The following is a 14,680-nucleotide window of genomic DNA, read 5'->3' as shown; positions in this document are numbered from 1 at the left end:
CACACGCTAAATTACACTATATATGGTGTTTCCCAGCTATAAACAAATTTAAAATAAATTTAGAGAAATAATATTATGAGTACTTTTGATAGCCAAGCTCCTAGTGAAGTTGTTATTTTCGGAGCATTAGGTGATTTATCTCGACGTAAATTATTACCTGCCTTATACCAGTTAGATTGTGCGGGCTTATTAAATCCTGCAAGTCGTATCGTTGGTGTTGCTCGCCAAGAGCATGATTTAAAAGAATTTGCGACAATAGTAAATGATAACCTTACTAAATTTGTTAAAGAGGCATTAGACCCTCTCGTATTAGAGCGCTTTTTAAATCGTTTGGTTTATCAACAACTAGACTTTAAAGAAACAACATCATTCAACAAGTTATTTAAAACCTTAAAGGGTGCCAATGAAACCCGCGTTTATTACTTCTCAACAGCTCCGGCTATTTTTGGTGATATTTGTGACGGTTTATATGCGGCTAACTTAATTACAGAGAAAGACCGTGTTGTAATGGAAAAACCAATTGGTCATTGTTTAGAGTCATCTAAAGTAATAAATGATCAAGTTTCACGTTTTTTCAAAGAAGAACAAATTTACCGTATCGATCATTACTTAGGTAAAGAAACTGTTCTTAACCTATTAGTATTACGTTTTGCCAATTCCTTATTTACAACAAACTGGGATAGAAACAGTATTGATCATGTTCAAATTACTGTTGCAGAAAGTGTTGGTATTGAAGGACGTTGGGGATTTTATGATGACGCAGGTCAAATGCGTGATATGATCCAGAACCATTTACTTCAAGTTTTATCTTTATTAGCGATGGAACCGCCTGCCGATTTAAGCGCAGATAGCATTCGTCTTGAGAAGTTAAAAGCGATAAAAGCGCTTGTACCTATCGACAGAATGAATATAAAAGATAAAACAGTTCGTGGCCAATATGCTGATGGTTACCTTAATGGTAATCCAGTACCTGGTTACTTGAACGAAGAAGGCGCTAAAGAAAATAGTAATACAGAAACATTTGTTGCTATTAAAGCTGAAATTGATAACTGGCGTTGGGCTGGCGTACCATTTTACCTAAGAACAGGTAAGAGAATGCCTGCTAAACACAGTGAAATTGTTGTTCATTTTAAAGCGCAGCCACATAATATATTCAAAGAAAGTTATTCTGAATTACCTGCAAATAAATTAACGATTCGTCTGCAACCAGACGAAGGTGTTGAATTGCAAATGATGAATAAAATTCCTGGTATAGCTTCTCAAATGCTTATTCAAGAAAATAAACTTGATTTAAGTTTCTCTGATACTTATGAAAATCAACGTGTTGTTGATGCTTACGAGCGTTTAATGCTTGAAGTGATTAACGGTAACCAATCGTTATTTGTAAGTCGTGATGAAGTAGAAGCTGCTTGGACATGGGCTGATAGTATTATTGAAGCATGGAAAGAAACCAACGAACCACCTAAGCCATATCCAGCGGGATCTTGGGGACCAGTTTCTTCAATTTCATTAATCGCACGTGACGACAGACAGTGGGTTGAATAATGTACCAATTAAACGATTTTAATACCCGAGAAGCATTAGACGAAGCGTTAGCGAATAAAGTGGCTAACGAGCTGACTCAAGCTATTGCAGCTAAAGGTAAAGCAAGTTTAGCTGTTTCTGGTGGTTCAACGCCTAAAGGCTTTTTTACTAAGCTTTCTCAATTTGATCTAGCTTGGGATAAAGTTACTGTTACATTAGCTGATGAACGTTGGGTTGAGTTTGAAAGTGATGCAAGTAATACTCGTTTAGTACATGAAAGTTTATTACAGAATAATGCAGCTAAAGCGACTTTCTTTCATTTGAAACGTGGCGAGTTTACAGAAGAAACATTAGCAGAATTGAATACAGAAGCTAAGGCGGCTGTATTACCTTTTGATGTATTGATTCTAGGTATGGGTGAAGACGGACATACAGCGTCGTTATTCCCATGCAGTGATCAAATCAAACAAGGTTTAGATGTATCAAATAAAGATGCATTAATGAAAGTTGTACCTAAAACAGCACCAAATGATCGAATTACTTTTACTTTTTCTCAGTTAATTCAAAGTAAAAACATTATTCTTCATGTGTGTGGCGATAATAAAAAAGTAGTACTCGATAAAGCTAACGCTGGTAACGACTTTTTTGAAATGCCAATTAGAGCTTTCTTACAAAACCAAAACATTCAAACGCAAGTTTACTGGGCTGAATAATCATGAAAAAAGAAATTGTAGATATAACTCAACGAATTATTGAACGTAGTAAAGGACCTAGAAGCGCTTATTTAAAAAAGATTCGTGCGGCTAAATCAAATACGGTTCATCGTGCAGGACTGTCGTGCGGTAACTTAGCTCACGGATTTGCAGCTTGTGGTAAAGAAGACAAAGATAAATTACGTGGTTTAAACCATTCTGATATTGCAATTATTTCAGCATATAACGACATGCTTTCTGCACATCAGCCGTACCAAACGTATCCAGATATTATTAAAGCTGCTGTTTCTGAAACAGGTGGCGTAGCTCAATTTGCTGGTGGTGTTCCTGCAATGTGTGACGGTGTTACACAAGGTCAGCCAGGTATGGACTTAAGCTTAATGAGTCGCGATGTTATTGCAATGGCAACAGCTGTTGGTTTATCACATAACATGTTCGATGGCGCACTAATGCTAGGTATATGTGACAAAATCGTACCAGGATTAATGATCGCGAGTATGACTTTTGGTCATTTACCTACCGTATTTGTTCCTGCAGGGCCTATGCCTTCAGGTATTCCAAACAAAGAAAAAGTACGCGTTCGTCAAAAATTTGCTAAAGGCGAAGTGGGTAAAGAAGAATTATTAGAAGCTGAATCAGCTTCATATCACACTGCTGGTACTTGTACTTTCTTCGGAACAGCTAACTCAAATCAACTTGTTGTTGAAGTCATGGGCTTACATCTTCCAGGCGCTTCATTTGTTGCTCCTAATGGTGCGCTTCGTGAAGAATTAACGAAAGCAGCTGCACGTCAGGTAACACGTTTAACTCAGCAAGCTGGCAATTATATGCCAATTGGTGAAATGATTGATGAACGTTCAATTGTTAATGCGATTGTTGGTTTAACGGCAACGGGTGGTTCAACTAACCTAACCATGCATATTATCGCATTTGCACGTGCTGCTGGTATTATCATCGACTTCCAAGATTTCAATGATATTTCAGATGTAGTACCACTTATTACACGTATATATCCTAATGGTCATGCTGATATTAACCAGTTTGAACAATCGGGTGGTATGGCGCTTCTATTTAAAGAATTAATAGAAGGTGGTTTAGTACATGAAGATGTTGAAACTATTTGTGGACGTGGTTTAACACGATACACGAAAAGACCAATACTTGATGAAGAAGGCAAGCTAATTTGGGTAGATGGCGCAACAGAATCAGGTGATACAGAAGTTATTGCTACTGCAGCTAAACCCTTTAAAGCCGATGGCGGTTTAAAAGTATTAAAAGGTAACTTAGGTATATCAGTTATCAAAACGTCTTCACTACGTCCAGGGTGTGACATTGTTAAAGCACCAGCGGTTGTTTTTGAAGATCAAAACGACCTAGATGCTGCGTTTCAATCGGGCGAGTTAGATAAAGATTTTGTTGCTGTAGTTCGTTTCCAAGGGCCAAAAGCTCGTGGTATGCCTGAGCTACACAAGTTAACTCCGCCATTAGGTGTGTTACAAGATAAAGGCTTTAAAGTTGCTTTATTAACTGATGGCCGAATGTCTGGTGCATCAGGTAAAGTTCCTGCTGCTATTCACTTATGTCCTGAAGCGTTAGATGGCGGCTTAATAGCTAAAATCAAAACAGGCGACATGATTTTACTTAACGGTGAAACGGGTGAGTTATCACTACTAGTCAGTGAAGAAGAGTTAGCACAACGTGAAAATGCACAGTTTGAAGTGAATGGTCATCATCAAGGTTTAGGGCGTGAGCTTTTCGGCTTTATGCGTAAATCATTAAGCTCAGCTAATACTGGTGCTTGTTCATTATTTGACGAAGAAATATAAAAATGACTTCACCTATTAATTTAGTTGCTGATATTGGTGGTACTAATTTAAGAATTGGTACTACGGATGATACAGGTGCTATTAACAATATTGCTTTATATCAATGTAATAAATTTTCAGGTTTAGCTGAAATCATTCACGATTACTTGTCAAAAATTGATACAAGTAACGCCGAACTTAACGCTTGTTTTGCTATTGCTTGCCCTGTAGATAATGACTTGATTTCGATGACAAATTTACCGTGGAAGTTTTCTAAAAAAGAACTTCAACAAACGTTAAATTTAACGAAAATGTATTTCATTAACGACTACACCGCTATTGCTCATGCTGTTCCATTTTTAAATGATGAACAGAAAGTACAAATTGGTGGTGGTAATGTTGTTGCAGGAAAGCCTATTTCAATCTGTGGCCCAGGCACAGGCCTAGGTGTTGCTAATGTTGTTAATGTAAACAATCAATGGGTAAGTTTAGGCGGTGAGGGCGGTCATGTAGATTTTGCTCCTACCGACGAAACAGAAATAAAAATACTTAACTTCTTACTGACTAAGTACAAGCACGTTTCTTACGAGCAAGTACTTTCAGGTTTAGGTATTCAACAAATTTATCAAGCATTAATGTCTATTAAAGGTGAAGAGCCTGAAGCATTAGAAGCAAAAGATATTACACAAAGAGCTGTGAATAATGAATGTGATGTGTGTAAAGCAAGCTTAGATAAATTTTGTGAAATTTTAGGAAGCTTTGCTGGAAACTTGTCGTTAACATTAGCAAGTTTTGGCGGAGTATACATTGCAGGGGGCATTGCTCCTCGCTTTATCGAATTTATTAAAACTAGTAACTTTAGAAGAAGTTTTGAAGCAAAGGGAAGGTTTGAAGCATTTAATCAAGCGATACCAACTTTTGTGATCATTGAGCCACAACCTGGCTTATTGGGCGCATCTGCTTTTCTTACACAACAATTAACTTCTACAAATGCATAAAGAGGAATTATGACGTTATCAAAATCAAACAACTGGAAACTACAGCCTAAAGATCTATTTGCTATGGGCCCAATCGTTCCCGTTCTTGTTATTAAAGATGTGGCAGATGCTTTACCTATCGCTGAAGCACTTTTAGCTGCTGATGTAAAAGTATTAGAAGTAACTTTAAGAACACCTGCTGCATTAGATGTTATCAGCATCATTGCAAAAGAGTTACCTGAAGCTATTATTGGCGGTGGTACTATTACTAACAGAGCAATGTTACAACAGTGTTATGATGCAGGTGCTAAATTTGCAATCAGCCCTGGTTTAACAAAAGATTTATTACTAGCGGGTCAAGAAGGTAACATGCCTCTAATCCCTGGTATTTCTTCTATCTCTGAATTAATGGATGGTATTGATTGTGGTTACGATCACCTTAAATTCTTCCCTGCAGAAGCTTCTGGTGGCGTTAAAGCGCTACAATCTATCGGTGGTCCATTCCCTGATATTAAATTCTGTCCTACGGGTGGCATCAACATCAAAAACGTGCGTGATTACTTAGCACTTTCTAACGTTGCTTGTTGTGGTGGTTCTTGGTTAGTATCAGACGAAATTATTGCAAACAAAAACTGGTCTGCAATTACTGATTTAGCAAACCAAGCATTAGCTCACGTAAAGTAGTATTTACTTGAGTAATAAAAAAACCAAGCATTGCTTGGTTTTTTTGTTTCTAGATTTCACTTAAATCGACGAGTTTCTTAAAAAATCTATTATCTCATCCGATTCATATAGCCATATTGGCGCGCTATTACTTTCTACAATCTTTAAGCAAGGGACTTGGCGTTTACCACCTTCTTGGATCAACGTTTTATTGTGCTTCTCGCTCTCATTAATATCTTTGTAATCAACTTCGACTTTTAAACTTTTGATTACTTTCATCGTTTTAATACAATAAGGACATGTGTCCATTTTATATAAAGCTAATGTGGTTTTTTTCATATTCATTTCCTAAATGTGCAGGTGACCTGTTTTAACATAAATAATAGCGCCATCGTTTTTGGTAAACGGTGTATGCCTGCTTAAGTGAGGACTTCTAATCCATGTCCCTTGGGGGTAGCTTCCATGCTCATCATAAAAAGTGCCTTCAAGTACGAATATTTCTTCACCACCCCAATGTTGATGAAGATTAAAGGTGGTATTGGGTTCCCATTTAACAAGAGCAACGTGTTCATGTTCAAACCCATGCAATGGCATAACAGATAAACCCTTTACTAAACCTGGTAACCAAGTTTGTTCTGTGGTTTTGATAAACTTCTGTTCACTGTCGTTTGCTTCAAATTGATGTAACTTAACAAAGATAGTCGCGCCTTCAGCACCTATTTTGGGCGTATGCTCTGTACCTATGGGATTACGCACGTAACTGCCTTTAGGGTAGTCATTGTGCTCATCAGAGAAAACACCTTCTAATACATAAAACTCTTCACCACCTGAATGTAAATGCGATGAAAATTCACTGTGAGGTGCGTAACGCACTATCGTTGTTGCTCGAGCTACTTCATCACCTACACGATCTAACATTTTTCGAAAGACATTCGGCATAGGTGAAGGGATCCATTCTAAGTTGTCAGCAGAAACAACAACTCTTGCATTAAAATCATCATTTATTCTTAAACTCATTATATTTCCTTTTAGGTATCTATTAATAGATAGATACCTTTGTTAAATAAAAAGCCAATTAAATCATATCTTATAAGCATCAGATTATGCACTATAAACAGAAACGTTGGCTTATCTTGTTAAGCTTTTAATTGACCAATAGTGTTATTTATTACGCTAATTAGATGCTCTGGTTCACCTTTAGCTCGCGCAATTAACATTGCACCTTCTATTACTGAAACAAAGCCCGCAGCTGTTGCTTTAGCTGGTATATCTTTTTTGATCAGGCTTTGCTCCTGACCCAATGTTATTGCTTCCTCAACCCAGTTTTGTACAACGTCGAAAAAGAAAATAAGTTTCGTTACAGATGCATCACATATAGAGGTTAACTCGCTGGCTAACATGCCACACATACAAAACTTATTTTGTTTTACCACATTAATGTAGACTTCTGCCATATTCTGTATTTGATCAACACCTGAAGGGTATTGATCACGAATATTCAATAAAGCGATTTGAAAATTATTAACATAACGTTCAGTCATCGCTAGCGCTAAATGCTTTTTAGTAGGAAAGTAATAATGAATACTTGAGGTTTTAATGCCCATTTCAGTTTGAATATCTTTATAACTAAATGCATTGTAGCCTTTAGTTTGAGTGAAAAACTCAGCGATATCTAATATTTTATGGGCTGTATCATTTAACTTTTGCATAGCGTGTCTCTTAGTAATATGACGTTATTATGCCTAGTAATCAGAATAAGTCAAGATTTACCTACTTGTAGATAGGTTGTGATTTATTGCAGGCGTTTATTATTGTAGGTAGGGCTTTATCTAGATCGCACTACGCTTTATTTAATAAGCTTTATTTAGATGGAGGAGGGAGTGTGATACAAAATCTAGACACAAAAAAGCCAAGCAATGCTTGGCTCTTATTTTACTATTTTGTACTTAAATTACAAAATAGATTACTTTTTAAAGTTTGCTACAAACGCTGCAAGGTCAAGAACCTTGTTTGAGTAGCCAATTTCATTATCGTACCATGAAACAACTTTTACAAAAGTATCAGTTAATGCAATACCAGCATTAGCATCGAATACAGAAGTACAAGTTTCACCAACAAAGTCGTTAGAAACAACTTGGTCTTCAGTGTAACCTAAGATACCTTTTAATGGACCTTCAGCAGCTTCTTTCATTGCAGCACAGATTTCTGCGTAAGTTGCAGGCTTCTTCAAGTTAACTGTTAAATCTACAACTGAAACATCTGGAGTAGGAACACGGAAAGCCATACCTGTTAATTTGCCGTTAAGCTCAGGAATTACTTTACCTACAGCTTTAGCTGCACCAGTAGATGATGGAATGATGTTTTGACCAGCACCACGACCACCGCGCCAATCTTTAGCAGAAGGGCTATCAACAGTTTTTTGTGTTGCAGTAGTCGCATGAACTGTAGTCATTAAACCGTCAGCAATTCCCCACTTGTCGTTTAATACTTTAGCAAGTGGTGCTAAACAGTTAGTTGTACATGAAGCGTTAGAAACAATGTCTTGGCCATCGTACTTATCGAAGTTAACACCAGAAACAAACATTGGCGTATCATCTTTAGAAGGAGCAGATAAGATAACTTTCTTAGCACCAGCTGTAATGTGCTTACGAGCTGATTCGTCTGTTAAGAATAAGCCTGTAGACTCAATTACAACGTCAACATCAATCTCGTTCCATTTAAGCTCTTCAGGGTTACGAACAGCAGAAACACGGATAGTGTTACCGTTAACAATTAAATTGCCGTCTTTAACTTCTACAGTGCCATTAAAGCGACCATGTGTTGAGTCGTATTTAAGCATGTAAGCCATGTAATCAACATCAATCAAATCGTTAATACCAACAATCTCAATGTCATTTCTTTCTGCAGCAGCTCTAAATACGAAGCGACCGATACGGCCAAACCCGTTAATTCCAACTTTAATAGTCATAGTAAAAATCCTAAATATAAATAATGTAGTAAAATTACACCATTCTGAAAATAATTCAAGTTAAACTTACATTATATCCAATAAAAGTTGTTATATTTTATATGTTACAGAATAGCTATTTACATCTGGTTTTTCGTATGTTTGTAATGTGTATTTACATTAGGGTGTTTTAATTGCTTTGGCTCAATAGAAAGTGATTCACTATAATGTGGCCCATATAGAAAATGAACTCGGCTTTTTGCTATAGTGATTTTAGAGTACCCCTATTCGTTAATAAAAGGTGTTTCAAATGAACGATGATATATATAAAGACAAATTAAGCGATGAAGCTTTTAAAGTGTGCAGGCTGGCTGCTACAGAGAGACCATTTACAGGTATATATAATGATCATTGGTTAGAAGGCACATACTTATGCGCATGCTGTGACGTGCCTTTATTTTCATCTGAACATAAATTTAATGCAGGATGTGGTTGGCCAAGCTTTTATGAGTCGGTTGCCGAGAAAGTGAAATATAATGTTGATACTTCTCATGGGATGCAGCGGACAGAAATTGTTTGTGAAGCTTGCGATTCACATTTAGGGCATGTATTTGATGATGGACCTAAACCAACGGGTAAAAGGTACTGTGTAAACTCTTTAAGTTTATCGTTTAAAAATAAAGAGTAAAGACAGTTCAATTATCAACTTTGTAATTAATTTACTAAAACAAGACAAAACAAACAAATCAAGCCTAAACATTGTTAATCAGTGTTTAGGTTAAGTACTAAGGTGTTTTGAATTGTCCGTTTACAATGCTATCAAGAGTTTTAAGTGCGATCGTATCTAAAAACTCTTGATCTAAATTAAATGTTTGCGCATAAGATTGTAAATTTACGTGTTTAATGGATTCATCTTCAGGTGAGTGTGTCGCTAAAATCTGAGACCATATATAAACTTGAGTGTATTTCTTTTTATCTGCAAATATAGTCGCAATAGATTTAAATATTTCTGTATTAATAACGTCGTCTTTCTTACTAAGCTCTAATGAATGATACAACAGCTTTAAGGTTTTACTTTGATCACGTTTAGCATAATAGGTTGCTAAGTTAAACTGTAAATCAGGTGTTTCTAATTTATTGGTGCTTTCTAAATCTAGAAATGTTTGTAAGGCATCTTTATTTAAATATCGGCTCCAATGATAATACAACAGGCTAGGGTGTTTTGAGTTTTCTGTAGCTTTTGATATGTCTTTTATTTTCTGCTTCGCTTTAACAACATTTGTTATGCGCATTGTCTGTTTTTCTTTAAACTTTATATGCTCAATTTTAGACGCATGGTTCATACACTGCGCGTAATTTTCATAGCCTATTAATTGATTAAATTTTTCAATGTCACCAGCATTCGCTTGGTGCGCCAAATTAGCAAAGCCTACTTCAATTCTTTCTTTTTTACACCACGAGTCTTCTTTGAATTCATTACATATTTGTGGATTGTCACTACACAGATCAGCAAAGCTAGGCGCTTTATCACAAGCACTGATGAGTAGAGCCAAACTTAATAAAGAAGGTATAGCTACAAAAAGATTTTTAGGCATATTTCAAATGTTTTCATATTTATGAAAGTTATTATATGTAACCTATGGTGAAAGTTTTTATAATCACTTACAATATATATGAGTTTTCTTATATCAATTAGTTAGTAACTAATCATAGCCTATAGTGCATTCAACAGAAATAAAAAAGGTTTAAAAATGACAAGCAATCTTGAAATAGAATATCAGAATAGTTGGCAAGAACGACAAACTTTAGCCGAAAATATGCAGCCTATTATCGGTCAATTGTTTAGAAATAAAGGCATTGAAATATCTATCCATGGTCGTCCTTTAGTTAATGCATCAGCTATCGATATTATTAAAGCTCATAAATCAGTTGCACTTCACGAAGAAACTAAATTAAGACTTAGAGAAAGTTATCCGTTTATTGAAGCATTAAACAAGCTCCCACTTTCAGCTGCACGTATTGATGTAGGTAAATTAGCTTACCGTTATTTATTTAAAGGTGAAGCAAACGGCTTAAGTATAGAAGAGTTCTTAAACCAAGAATTAAATACTATATGTAATAATGCTCCAGCTGCTAAAGCTCAAGACGTTGTTTTATATGGTTTTGGTCGAATTGGTCGCTTGTTAGCACGTTTACTTATTGAAAGAACAGGGCCAAGCAGTGCATTAAGCCTTAAGGCTATTGTTATACGTCCAGGTAAATCAGACGACCTTGAAAAACGCGCAAGTTTGTTACGTAGAGATTCTGTACATGGTGCATTTAACGGCAGCATTACTATAGATAAAGAAAACAATGTAATTAAAGCTAACGGTGCTTTTATTCAAGTTATTTACGCTAAATCTCCTTCAGATATCGACTACACTTCTTATGGTATTAATAATGCTTTAGTTGTTGATAATACGGGGATTTGGAGTGATGAAGAAGGTTTAGGTCAACACCTTAAATCTAAAGGGGTTAGTAAGGTTTTATTAACAGCTCCTGCCAAAGGCGATATTAAAAACGTGGTTTATGGTGTTAATCACAAAATGATTTTACCTGAAGACACTATTGTTTCAGCGGCTAGTTGTACAACAAATGCTATTACACCAGTACTTAAAGCCCTTAACGATAAGTTTGGCATTAAAAATGGTCATGTTGAAACTGTGCATTCATATACTAATGATCAAAACCTAATTGATAACTATCATCCAGCGCCTCGCCGTGGTCGTAGTGCTCCATTAAATATGGTTATTAGTACAACAGGCGCTGCTAAAGCTGTCGCTAAAGCATTACCTGAGCTAGCTGGTTTGTTAACAGGTAACGCAATAAGAGTTCCAACGCCAAACGTGTCTATGGCGATAATGAATTTAAATCTAAAAGAAAGCACCACTAAATCTGACTTGAATGATTATTTAAGACAAATTTCATTAAACTCAGAATTACAAAACCAAGTTGATTACACGGCTTCAACTGAAATTGTATCTACCGACTTAGTAGGCTCACGTTACGCAGGTGTTGTTGATTCACAAGCAACAATTGTTGATGGCGATAGAGCTGTGTTATACGTTTGGTACGATAACGAGTTTGGTTACAGCTGTCAGGTTGTTAGAGTGATGCTTGAAATGGCGGGTATTGAAATACCGACATTGCCTAAGGTGTAAAGACTCTAATTAATATTTAGCTGAATTTGGTTAGATAATAATTAAAAGCAGTTTATCGCAAGATACGCTGCTTTTTTTATGCATCTTCTACAAATACAGTCTATAGTTATAACTCGATCTGAGTTTAGATAACTGAATACGTTTAGGACTTACATTATGTCGATCACAATGAACACATCAAATAGCTCGTTGTTTTTACAAACGGAAACGGCTCAAGGTTTGAAAACCATGGGAGTAGCTAAAAATCAGATGGAGTTAGAAGGAAAAATGGCTCTACAATTAATTCAATCTGCCAATGTTGTCGCACCTCAACAGTCGTCGAGTTCTAGCACGTTAGGTGGGACTGTAAATATAAGCGTATAGTTTTTTTTAAAGCTTATTCAGTTGAGTAGATAACTAAAATGCTAACCTCATTTTTAGTGATTAGCTACTTAGCCCTTCAGCGATAAGCTTAGTTTCTAAGCTGCAATGCCTCACGCCAAACAGCTTTTCTCATCTAATCACTTGGCTGGTAACACCATTCTGTATTTATCTTTTTTATTAAAGCTTGTTACACCACTTAACTTATAATCAGATTGATTATCAACAATAATTTGTTCGTTATAAACAACGAGCAGGTTTAGGTAAGCCCGCATATTTTGTTGCTTGCTTTGCTGGTCCATCTGGAAACAATCTAAACAAGTATCGGCTACTGGCTTTATCTTCACCAAACTTAGTTTTTAAGGCTTTTGTTAGCGCTCTGATCGCAGGAGAAGTGTTGTAAGTTAAGTAAAACTCACGCACAAACCGAACTATCTCCCAATGAGCTTCTGTTAATTCCATATTGTCAGATTGAGCCAAAAGTGGCGCTATTTTTTCAGACCACAATGTAAAATCAATTAAGTATCCATGCTTGTCTGTAGGAATAACCGTTCCGTTATATTCTAATGCTGTTGTCATTTTTACTGCCACGTTATCGTTGAATCATATTCAAAGGTTAATTCAACCAATTGCGCCATAGCGATTGGCTGTGATTGTGAATTTATTATTTTAATTGCTCTAGCTTGAGCGTGTTCTTGAATGTGAAATACCTTAACATCAGCATGTAGGCTCTTAAGTGTATTAAACAATGAATGAGTCACATTGTAGCAACCATCATCAATAAGCACCAAAGCATCATTAGATTGAACAGTAGCAACACATTGAGCGAAATCATTTTTATAGAAAGCAGACGTTCTTTGTATATGTAAAATAGTCATATATAAATATTAAAACCTTTAAGTATTAGAATCTCAAAATAACTTGATGTTGATGTAATGCTTCTGAAAAATCGTCAGGATTTAATGCTTGAACATTATCTAGATGAAACTCTTCGCGTAAACCTCGTTCAGTAAGTGAGGCTTTGCAGGCATATATATTTTCAATATCGTAAAACTCTAATGCGGCCATCGTTTTTAAATAATCTTTTATGCTAACCATTTCTACATTCTGATTATTGAGTAACTGTCGAACACCTTCACCTTGAAAGAATAAAGACGTTGCTTGTTCGTACGAACCATAAATTAACGCCGCGTCTAATGCTTCTTTACTCGCTTCATTAATGGTTGATGAAGCATTTAAAATAGCTATTTTTTTACTTGAATCTAACATTAAAATTGCACCACTTTATCAGCTCTTGCTGTTAACTCTACCAATTCGCCTAAGCCTGAAACGGTGAAGTATTGGCTAATATTACTTAGACTTATTTGACCATTTGGCTCACTAGCTAAATCATCACTTAGGCCTCTTTTTTCACATGCAGTAATACAAACATGTAAATTAATAGCATGTTTCTCATTGAGTGTTTGCCATTTTTTATGTGTTTGATATTCATCGTTAGGGATAGAAATGTTTGCACTCGCGTTTAACACGCCATCTTGATAAAAGAATACACCAACTACATCAATCCCTGCGTCAATTGCACAATTAATGTAATCAATAGCTGTAATGGTTAAATAGCTAGAGGGTGGTGTAGTAATAACAACGGATAATGATCGCACAAATATTTCCAAAACTTAAAAGTAAACTAAATAATAACGTAAAAAAAAGCCTCGCATTGCGAGGCTTTCATTATAAACTGATAATCATATTAAATTAATGATTATTAATCGTCGCTACCAAAAACACCTAAAAGACTAAGTAAGTGAACAAAAATATTATAAATATTTAAGTACAAAGATACTGTAGCTCTAATGTAGTTAGTTTCACCACCATGAATAATACGGCTTGTATCATATAAGATTAAGCCAGACATAATCATAATAACTGCAGCACTTATTGCTAAAGATAAAGCAGGGATTTGGAAAAAGATGTTAGCAACCATAGCAACAACTGCCACGATAAGACCAACCATCAAAAAGCCACCCATAAATGAGAAGTCTTTCTTACTTGTTAATGCATAACCAGATAAAGCGAAAAAGATTAATGCTGTTCCACCAAGTGCTTGGAAAATTAAAGAACCACCATTAGGCATAGCTGCATAATAGTTTAACATTGGTCCTAAAGAAGCTCCCATTAAGCCAGTGAAAGCGAAAATCCAGTAGATACCGCTTGCTTGGTCAGCTTTTTTGTTAACAACAAATAATAAACCGAAAGCGCCTAATGTCATTACCAATGCAACCATATGAGATAATCCCATGGCCATTGATACACTAGCAGTAACAGCACTAAAGGCTAATGTCATTGATAACAACATATAAGTATTTTTTAATACTTTATTAATCTCAATTGCAGAGCTTTTGCTTGCATTTAAACTAATATTTGATTGCATACTAATTCCTTAAAAAACGTAGTTATACTTCTTAGATATGGTCATTCTAATGAAGTTCAAGTA

General features: G+C 35.8%; 18 protein-coding genes. 8 read left to right on the top strand and 10 right to left on the bottom strand.

All coding sequences use genetic code 11. The features are described 5' to 3' along the window. Positions 1 to 75 precede the first annotated feature (75 nt). Genes zwf through ACPUVN_RS08295 form a run of 5 tightly spaced genes read left to right on the top strand, consistent with a single transcriptional unit; the run spans position 76 to position 5,703 of the window. Entirely contained in the window at positions 76 to 1,545 is a 1,470-nt protein-coding gene (gene zwf, locus ACPUVN_RS08315; RefSeq protein WP_426357065.1) for a glucose-6-phosphate dehydrogenase, read from the top strand. Beyond that, on the top strand, positions 1,545 to 2,237 hold the full coding sequence (pgl, locus tag ACPUVN_RS08310; RefSeq protein ID WP_426357066.1) for a 6-phosphogluconolactonase: 693 nt from the start codon (positions 1,545 to 1,547) through the stop codon (positions 2,235 to 2,237). Before zwf ends, pgl begins: the two co-directional genes overlap by 1 nt. Before the next feature lie 2 nt (positions 2,238 to 2,239). Continuing rightward, positions 2,240 to 4,063: a phosphogluconate dehydratase gene (gene edd, locus ACPUVN_RS08305; RefSeq protein ID WP_426370428.1), complete on the top strand. Its 1,824-nt coding sequence runs from the start codon at positions 2,240 to 2,242 to the stop codon at positions 4,061 to 4,063. Between the two features lie 2 nt (positions 4,064 to 4,065). Beyond that, complete coding sequence (locus ACPUVN_RS08300; RefSeq protein WP_426370427.1) at positions 4,066 to 5,040, top strand: glucokinase; 975 nt, start codon at positions 4,066 to 4,068, stop codon at positions 5,038 to 5,040. A 9-nt stretch (positions 5,041 to 5,049) separates the two neighbouring features. Beyond that, positions 5,050 to 5,703, top strand: a complete 654-nt coding sequence (locus tag ACPUVN_RS08295; RefSeq protein ID WP_426357069.1) for a bifunctional 4-hydroxy-2-oxoglutarate aldolase/2-dehydro-3-deoxy-phosphogluconate aldolase — start codon at positions 5,050 to 5,052, stop codon at positions 5,701 to 5,703. 60 nt (positions 5,704 to 5,763) lie between these two features. On the opposite strand, the gene ACPUVN_RS08290 is transcribed toward ACPUVN_RS08295, so the two are convergent. From ACPUVN_RS08290 to gap, 4 genes are all read right to left on the bottom strand, one after another. Further along, positions 5,764 to 6,021, bottom strand: a complete 258-nt coding sequence (locus ACPUVN_RS08290) for a glutaredoxin family protein (protein ID WP_426357070.1) — start codon at positions 6,019 to 6,021, stop codon at positions 5,764 to 5,766. A gap of 9 nt (positions 6,022 to 6,030) precedes the next feature. Beyond that, positions 6,031 to 6,699, bottom strand: a complete 669-nt coding sequence (locus tag ACPUVN_RS08285; protein WP_426357071.1) for a cupin domain-containing protein — start codon at positions 6,697 to 6,699, stop codon at positions 6,031 to 6,033. A 119-nt stretch (positions 6,700 to 6,818) separates the two neighbouring features. Beyond that, entirely contained in the window at positions 6,819 to 7,391 is a 573-nt protein-coding gene (locus ACPUVN_RS08280; protein WP_426357072.1) for a TetR/AcrR family transcriptional regulator, read from the bottom strand. A gap of 254 nt (positions 7,392 to 7,645) precedes the next feature. Beyond that, the gene (gap, locus tag ACPUVN_RS08275; protein WP_426357073.1) at positions 7,646 to 8,650 is read right to left on the bottom strand and encodes a type I glyceraldehyde-3-phosphate dehydrogenase; all 1,005 of its coding nucleotides are present in this window, start codon (positions 8,648 to 8,650) and stop codon (positions 7,646 to 7,648) included. 289 nt (positions 8,651 to 8,939) lie between these two features. Between gap and msrB the strand changes: the two genes are divergently transcribed. Then, positions 8,940 to 9,317 (top strand): peptide-methionine (R)-S-oxide reductase MsrB, encoded by a 378-nt coding sequence (gene msrB, locus ACPUVN_RS08270; RefSeq protein WP_426357074.1) that lies wholly within the window; start codon positions 8,940 to 8,942, stop codon positions 9,315 to 9,317. Positions 9,318 to 9,414: 97 nt separating this feature from the next. Here msrB and ACPUVN_RS08265 read toward each other — a convergent pair whose 3' ends face one another. Then, the gene (locus ACPUVN_RS08265; protein WP_426357075.1) at positions 9,415 to 10,224 is read right to left on the bottom strand and encodes a DUF2989 domain-containing protein; all 810 of its coding nucleotides are present in this window, start codon (positions 10,222 to 10,224) and stop codon (positions 9,415 to 9,417) included. Positions 10,225 to 10,380: 156 nt separating this feature from the next. Here ACPUVN_RS08265 and ACPUVN_RS08260 point away from each other — a divergent pair, with 156 nt between their 5' ends. Both ACPUVN_RS08260 and ACPUVN_RS08255 read left to right on the top strand, forming a co-directional pair. After that, on the top strand, positions 10,381 to 11,829 hold the full coding sequence (locus ACPUVN_RS08260; protein WP_426357076.1) for a glyceraldehyde-3-phosphate dehydrogenase: 1,449 nt from the start codon (positions 10,381 to 10,383) through the stop codon (positions 11,827 to 11,829). A 156-nt stretch (positions 11,830 to 11,985) separates the two neighbouring features. Beyond that, positions 11,986 to 12,192, top strand: a complete 207-nt coding sequence (locus ACPUVN_RS08255) for a hypothetical protein (RefSeq protein ID WP_304368061.1) — start codon at positions 11,986 to 11,988, stop codon at positions 12,190 to 12,192. Positions 12,193 to 12,429: 237 nt separating this feature from the next. Here ACPUVN_RS08255 and ACPUVN_RS08250 read toward each other — a convergent pair whose 3' ends face one another. The 5 genes from ACPUVN_RS08250 to ACPUVN_RS08230 form a co-directional block, all read right to left on the bottom strand. Then, a complete protein-coding gene (locus ACPUVN_RS08250; RefSeq protein WP_426357077.1) occupies positions 12,430 to 12,768 on the bottom strand; it encodes a TusE/DsrC/DsvC family sulfur relay protein in 339 nt (112 codons plus the stop codon). Between the two features lie 2 nt (positions 12,769 to 12,770). Then, entirely contained in the window at positions 12,771 to 13,067 is a 297-nt protein-coding gene (gene tusB / locus ACPUVN_RS08245) for a sulfurtransferase complex subunit TusB (RefSeq protein ID WP_426370426.1), read from the bottom strand. A gap of 25 nt (positions 13,068 to 13,092) precedes the next feature. Further along, positions 13,093 to 13,458 carry a sulfurtransferase complex subunit TusC gene (gene tusC / locus ACPUVN_RS08240; RefSeq protein ID WP_426357079.1) on the bottom strand — a complete coding sequence of 122 codons (366 nt, stop codon included), beginning with the start codon at positions 13,456 to 13,458 and terminating at the stop codon, positions 13,093 to 13,095. Continuing rightward, on the bottom strand, positions 13,458 to 13,847 hold the full coding sequence (tusD, locus tag ACPUVN_RS08235; RefSeq protein WP_426370425.1) for a sulfurtransferase complex subunit TusD: 390 nt from the start codon (positions 13,845 to 13,847) through the stop codon (positions 13,458 to 13,460). Before tusD ends, tusC begins: the two co-directional genes overlap by 1 nt. A gap of 104 nt (positions 13,848 to 13,951) precedes the next feature. Further along, positions 13,952 to 14,617 carry a Bax inhibitor-1/YccA family protein gene (locus ACPUVN_RS08230; protein WP_426357081.1) on the bottom strand — a complete coding sequence of 222 codons (666 nt, stop codon included), beginning with the start codon at positions 14,615 to 14,617 and terminating at the stop codon, positions 13,952 to 13,954. Positions 14,618 to 14,680 lie beyond the last annotated feature (63 nt).

This window comes from Pseudocolwellia antarctica (genome assembly GCF_049933045.1).
Taxonomy (GTDB): Bacteria; Pseudomonadota; Gammaproteobacteria; order Enterobacterales; family Alteromonadaceae; genus Pseudocolwellia.
Note: the sequence above shows the minus strand (reverse complement) of the source record. Positions and strands in the feature narration are given on the sequence as shown.

What these genes read in the sequence shown, in the direction of transcription:
- zwf (WP_426357065.1), top strand. Translation starts at nt 76, where the DNA reads ATGAGTACTTTTGATAGCCAAGCTCCTAGTGAAGTTGTTATTTTCGGA.
- pgl (WP_426357066.1), top strand. Translation starts at nt 1,545, where the DNA reads ATGTACCAATTAAACGATTTTAATACCCGAGAAGCATTAGACGAAGCG.
- edd (WP_426370428.1), top strand. Translation starts at nt 2,240, where the DNA reads ATGAAAAAAGAAATTGTAGATATAACTCAACGAATTATTGAACGTAGT.
- ACPUVN_RS08300 (WP_426370427.1), top strand. Translation starts at nt 4,066, where the DNA reads ATGACTTCACCTATTAATTTAGTTGCTGATATTGGTGGTACTAATTTA.
- ACPUVN_RS08295 (WP_426357069.1), top strand. Translation starts at nt 5,050, where the DNA reads ATGACGTTATCAAAATCAAACAACTGGAAACTACAGCCTAAAGATCTA.
- ACPUVN_RS08290 (WP_426357070.1), bottom strand. Translation starts at nt 6,021, where the DNA reads ATGAAAAAAACCACATTAGCTTTATATAAAATGGACACATGTCCTTAT.
- ACPUVN_RS08285 (WP_426357071.1), bottom strand. Translation starts at nt 6,699, where the DNA reads ATGAGTTTAAGAATAAATGATGATTTTAATGCAAGAGTTGTTGTTTCT.
- ACPUVN_RS08280 (WP_426357072.1), bottom strand. Translation starts at nt 7,391, where the DNA reads ATGCAAAAGTTAAATGATACAGCCCATAAAATATTAGATATCGCTGAG.
- gap (WP_426357073.1), bottom strand. Translation starts at nt 8,650, where the DNA reads ATGACTATTAAAGTTGGAATTAACGGGTTTGGCCGTATCGGTCGCTTC.
- msrB (WP_426357074.1), top strand. Translation starts at nt 8,940, where the DNA reads ATGAACGATGATATATATAAAGACAAATTAAGCGATGAAGCTTTTAAA.
- ACPUVN_RS08265 (WP_426357075.1), bottom strand. Translation starts at nt 10,224, where the DNA reads ATGCCTAAAAATCTTTTTGTAGCTATACCTTCTTTATTAAGTTTGGCT.
- ACPUVN_RS08260 (WP_426357076.1), top strand. Translation starts at nt 10,381, where the DNA reads ATGACAAGCAATCTTGAAATAGAATATCAGAATAGTTGGCAAGAACGA.
- ACPUVN_RS08255 (WP_304368061.1), top strand. Translation starts at nt 11,986, where the DNA reads ATGTCGATCACAATGAACACATCAAATAGCTCGTTGTTTTTACAAACG.
- ACPUVN_RS08250 (WP_426357077.1), bottom strand. Translation starts at nt 12,768, where the DNA reads ATGACAACAGCATTAGAATATAACGGAACGGTTATTCCTACAGACAAG.
- tusB (WP_426370426.1), bottom strand. Translation starts at nt 13,067, where the DNA reads ATGACTATTTTACATATACAAAGAACGTCTGCTTTCTATAAAAATGAT.
- tusC (WP_426357079.1), bottom strand. Translation starts at nt 13,458, where the DNA reads ATGTTAGATTCAAGTAAAAAAATAGCTATTTTAAATGCTTCATCAACC.
- ACPUVN_RS08230 (WP_426357081.1), bottom strand. Translation starts at nt 14,617, where the DNA reads ATGCAATCAAATATTAGTTTAAATGCAAGCAAAAGCTCTGCAATTGAG.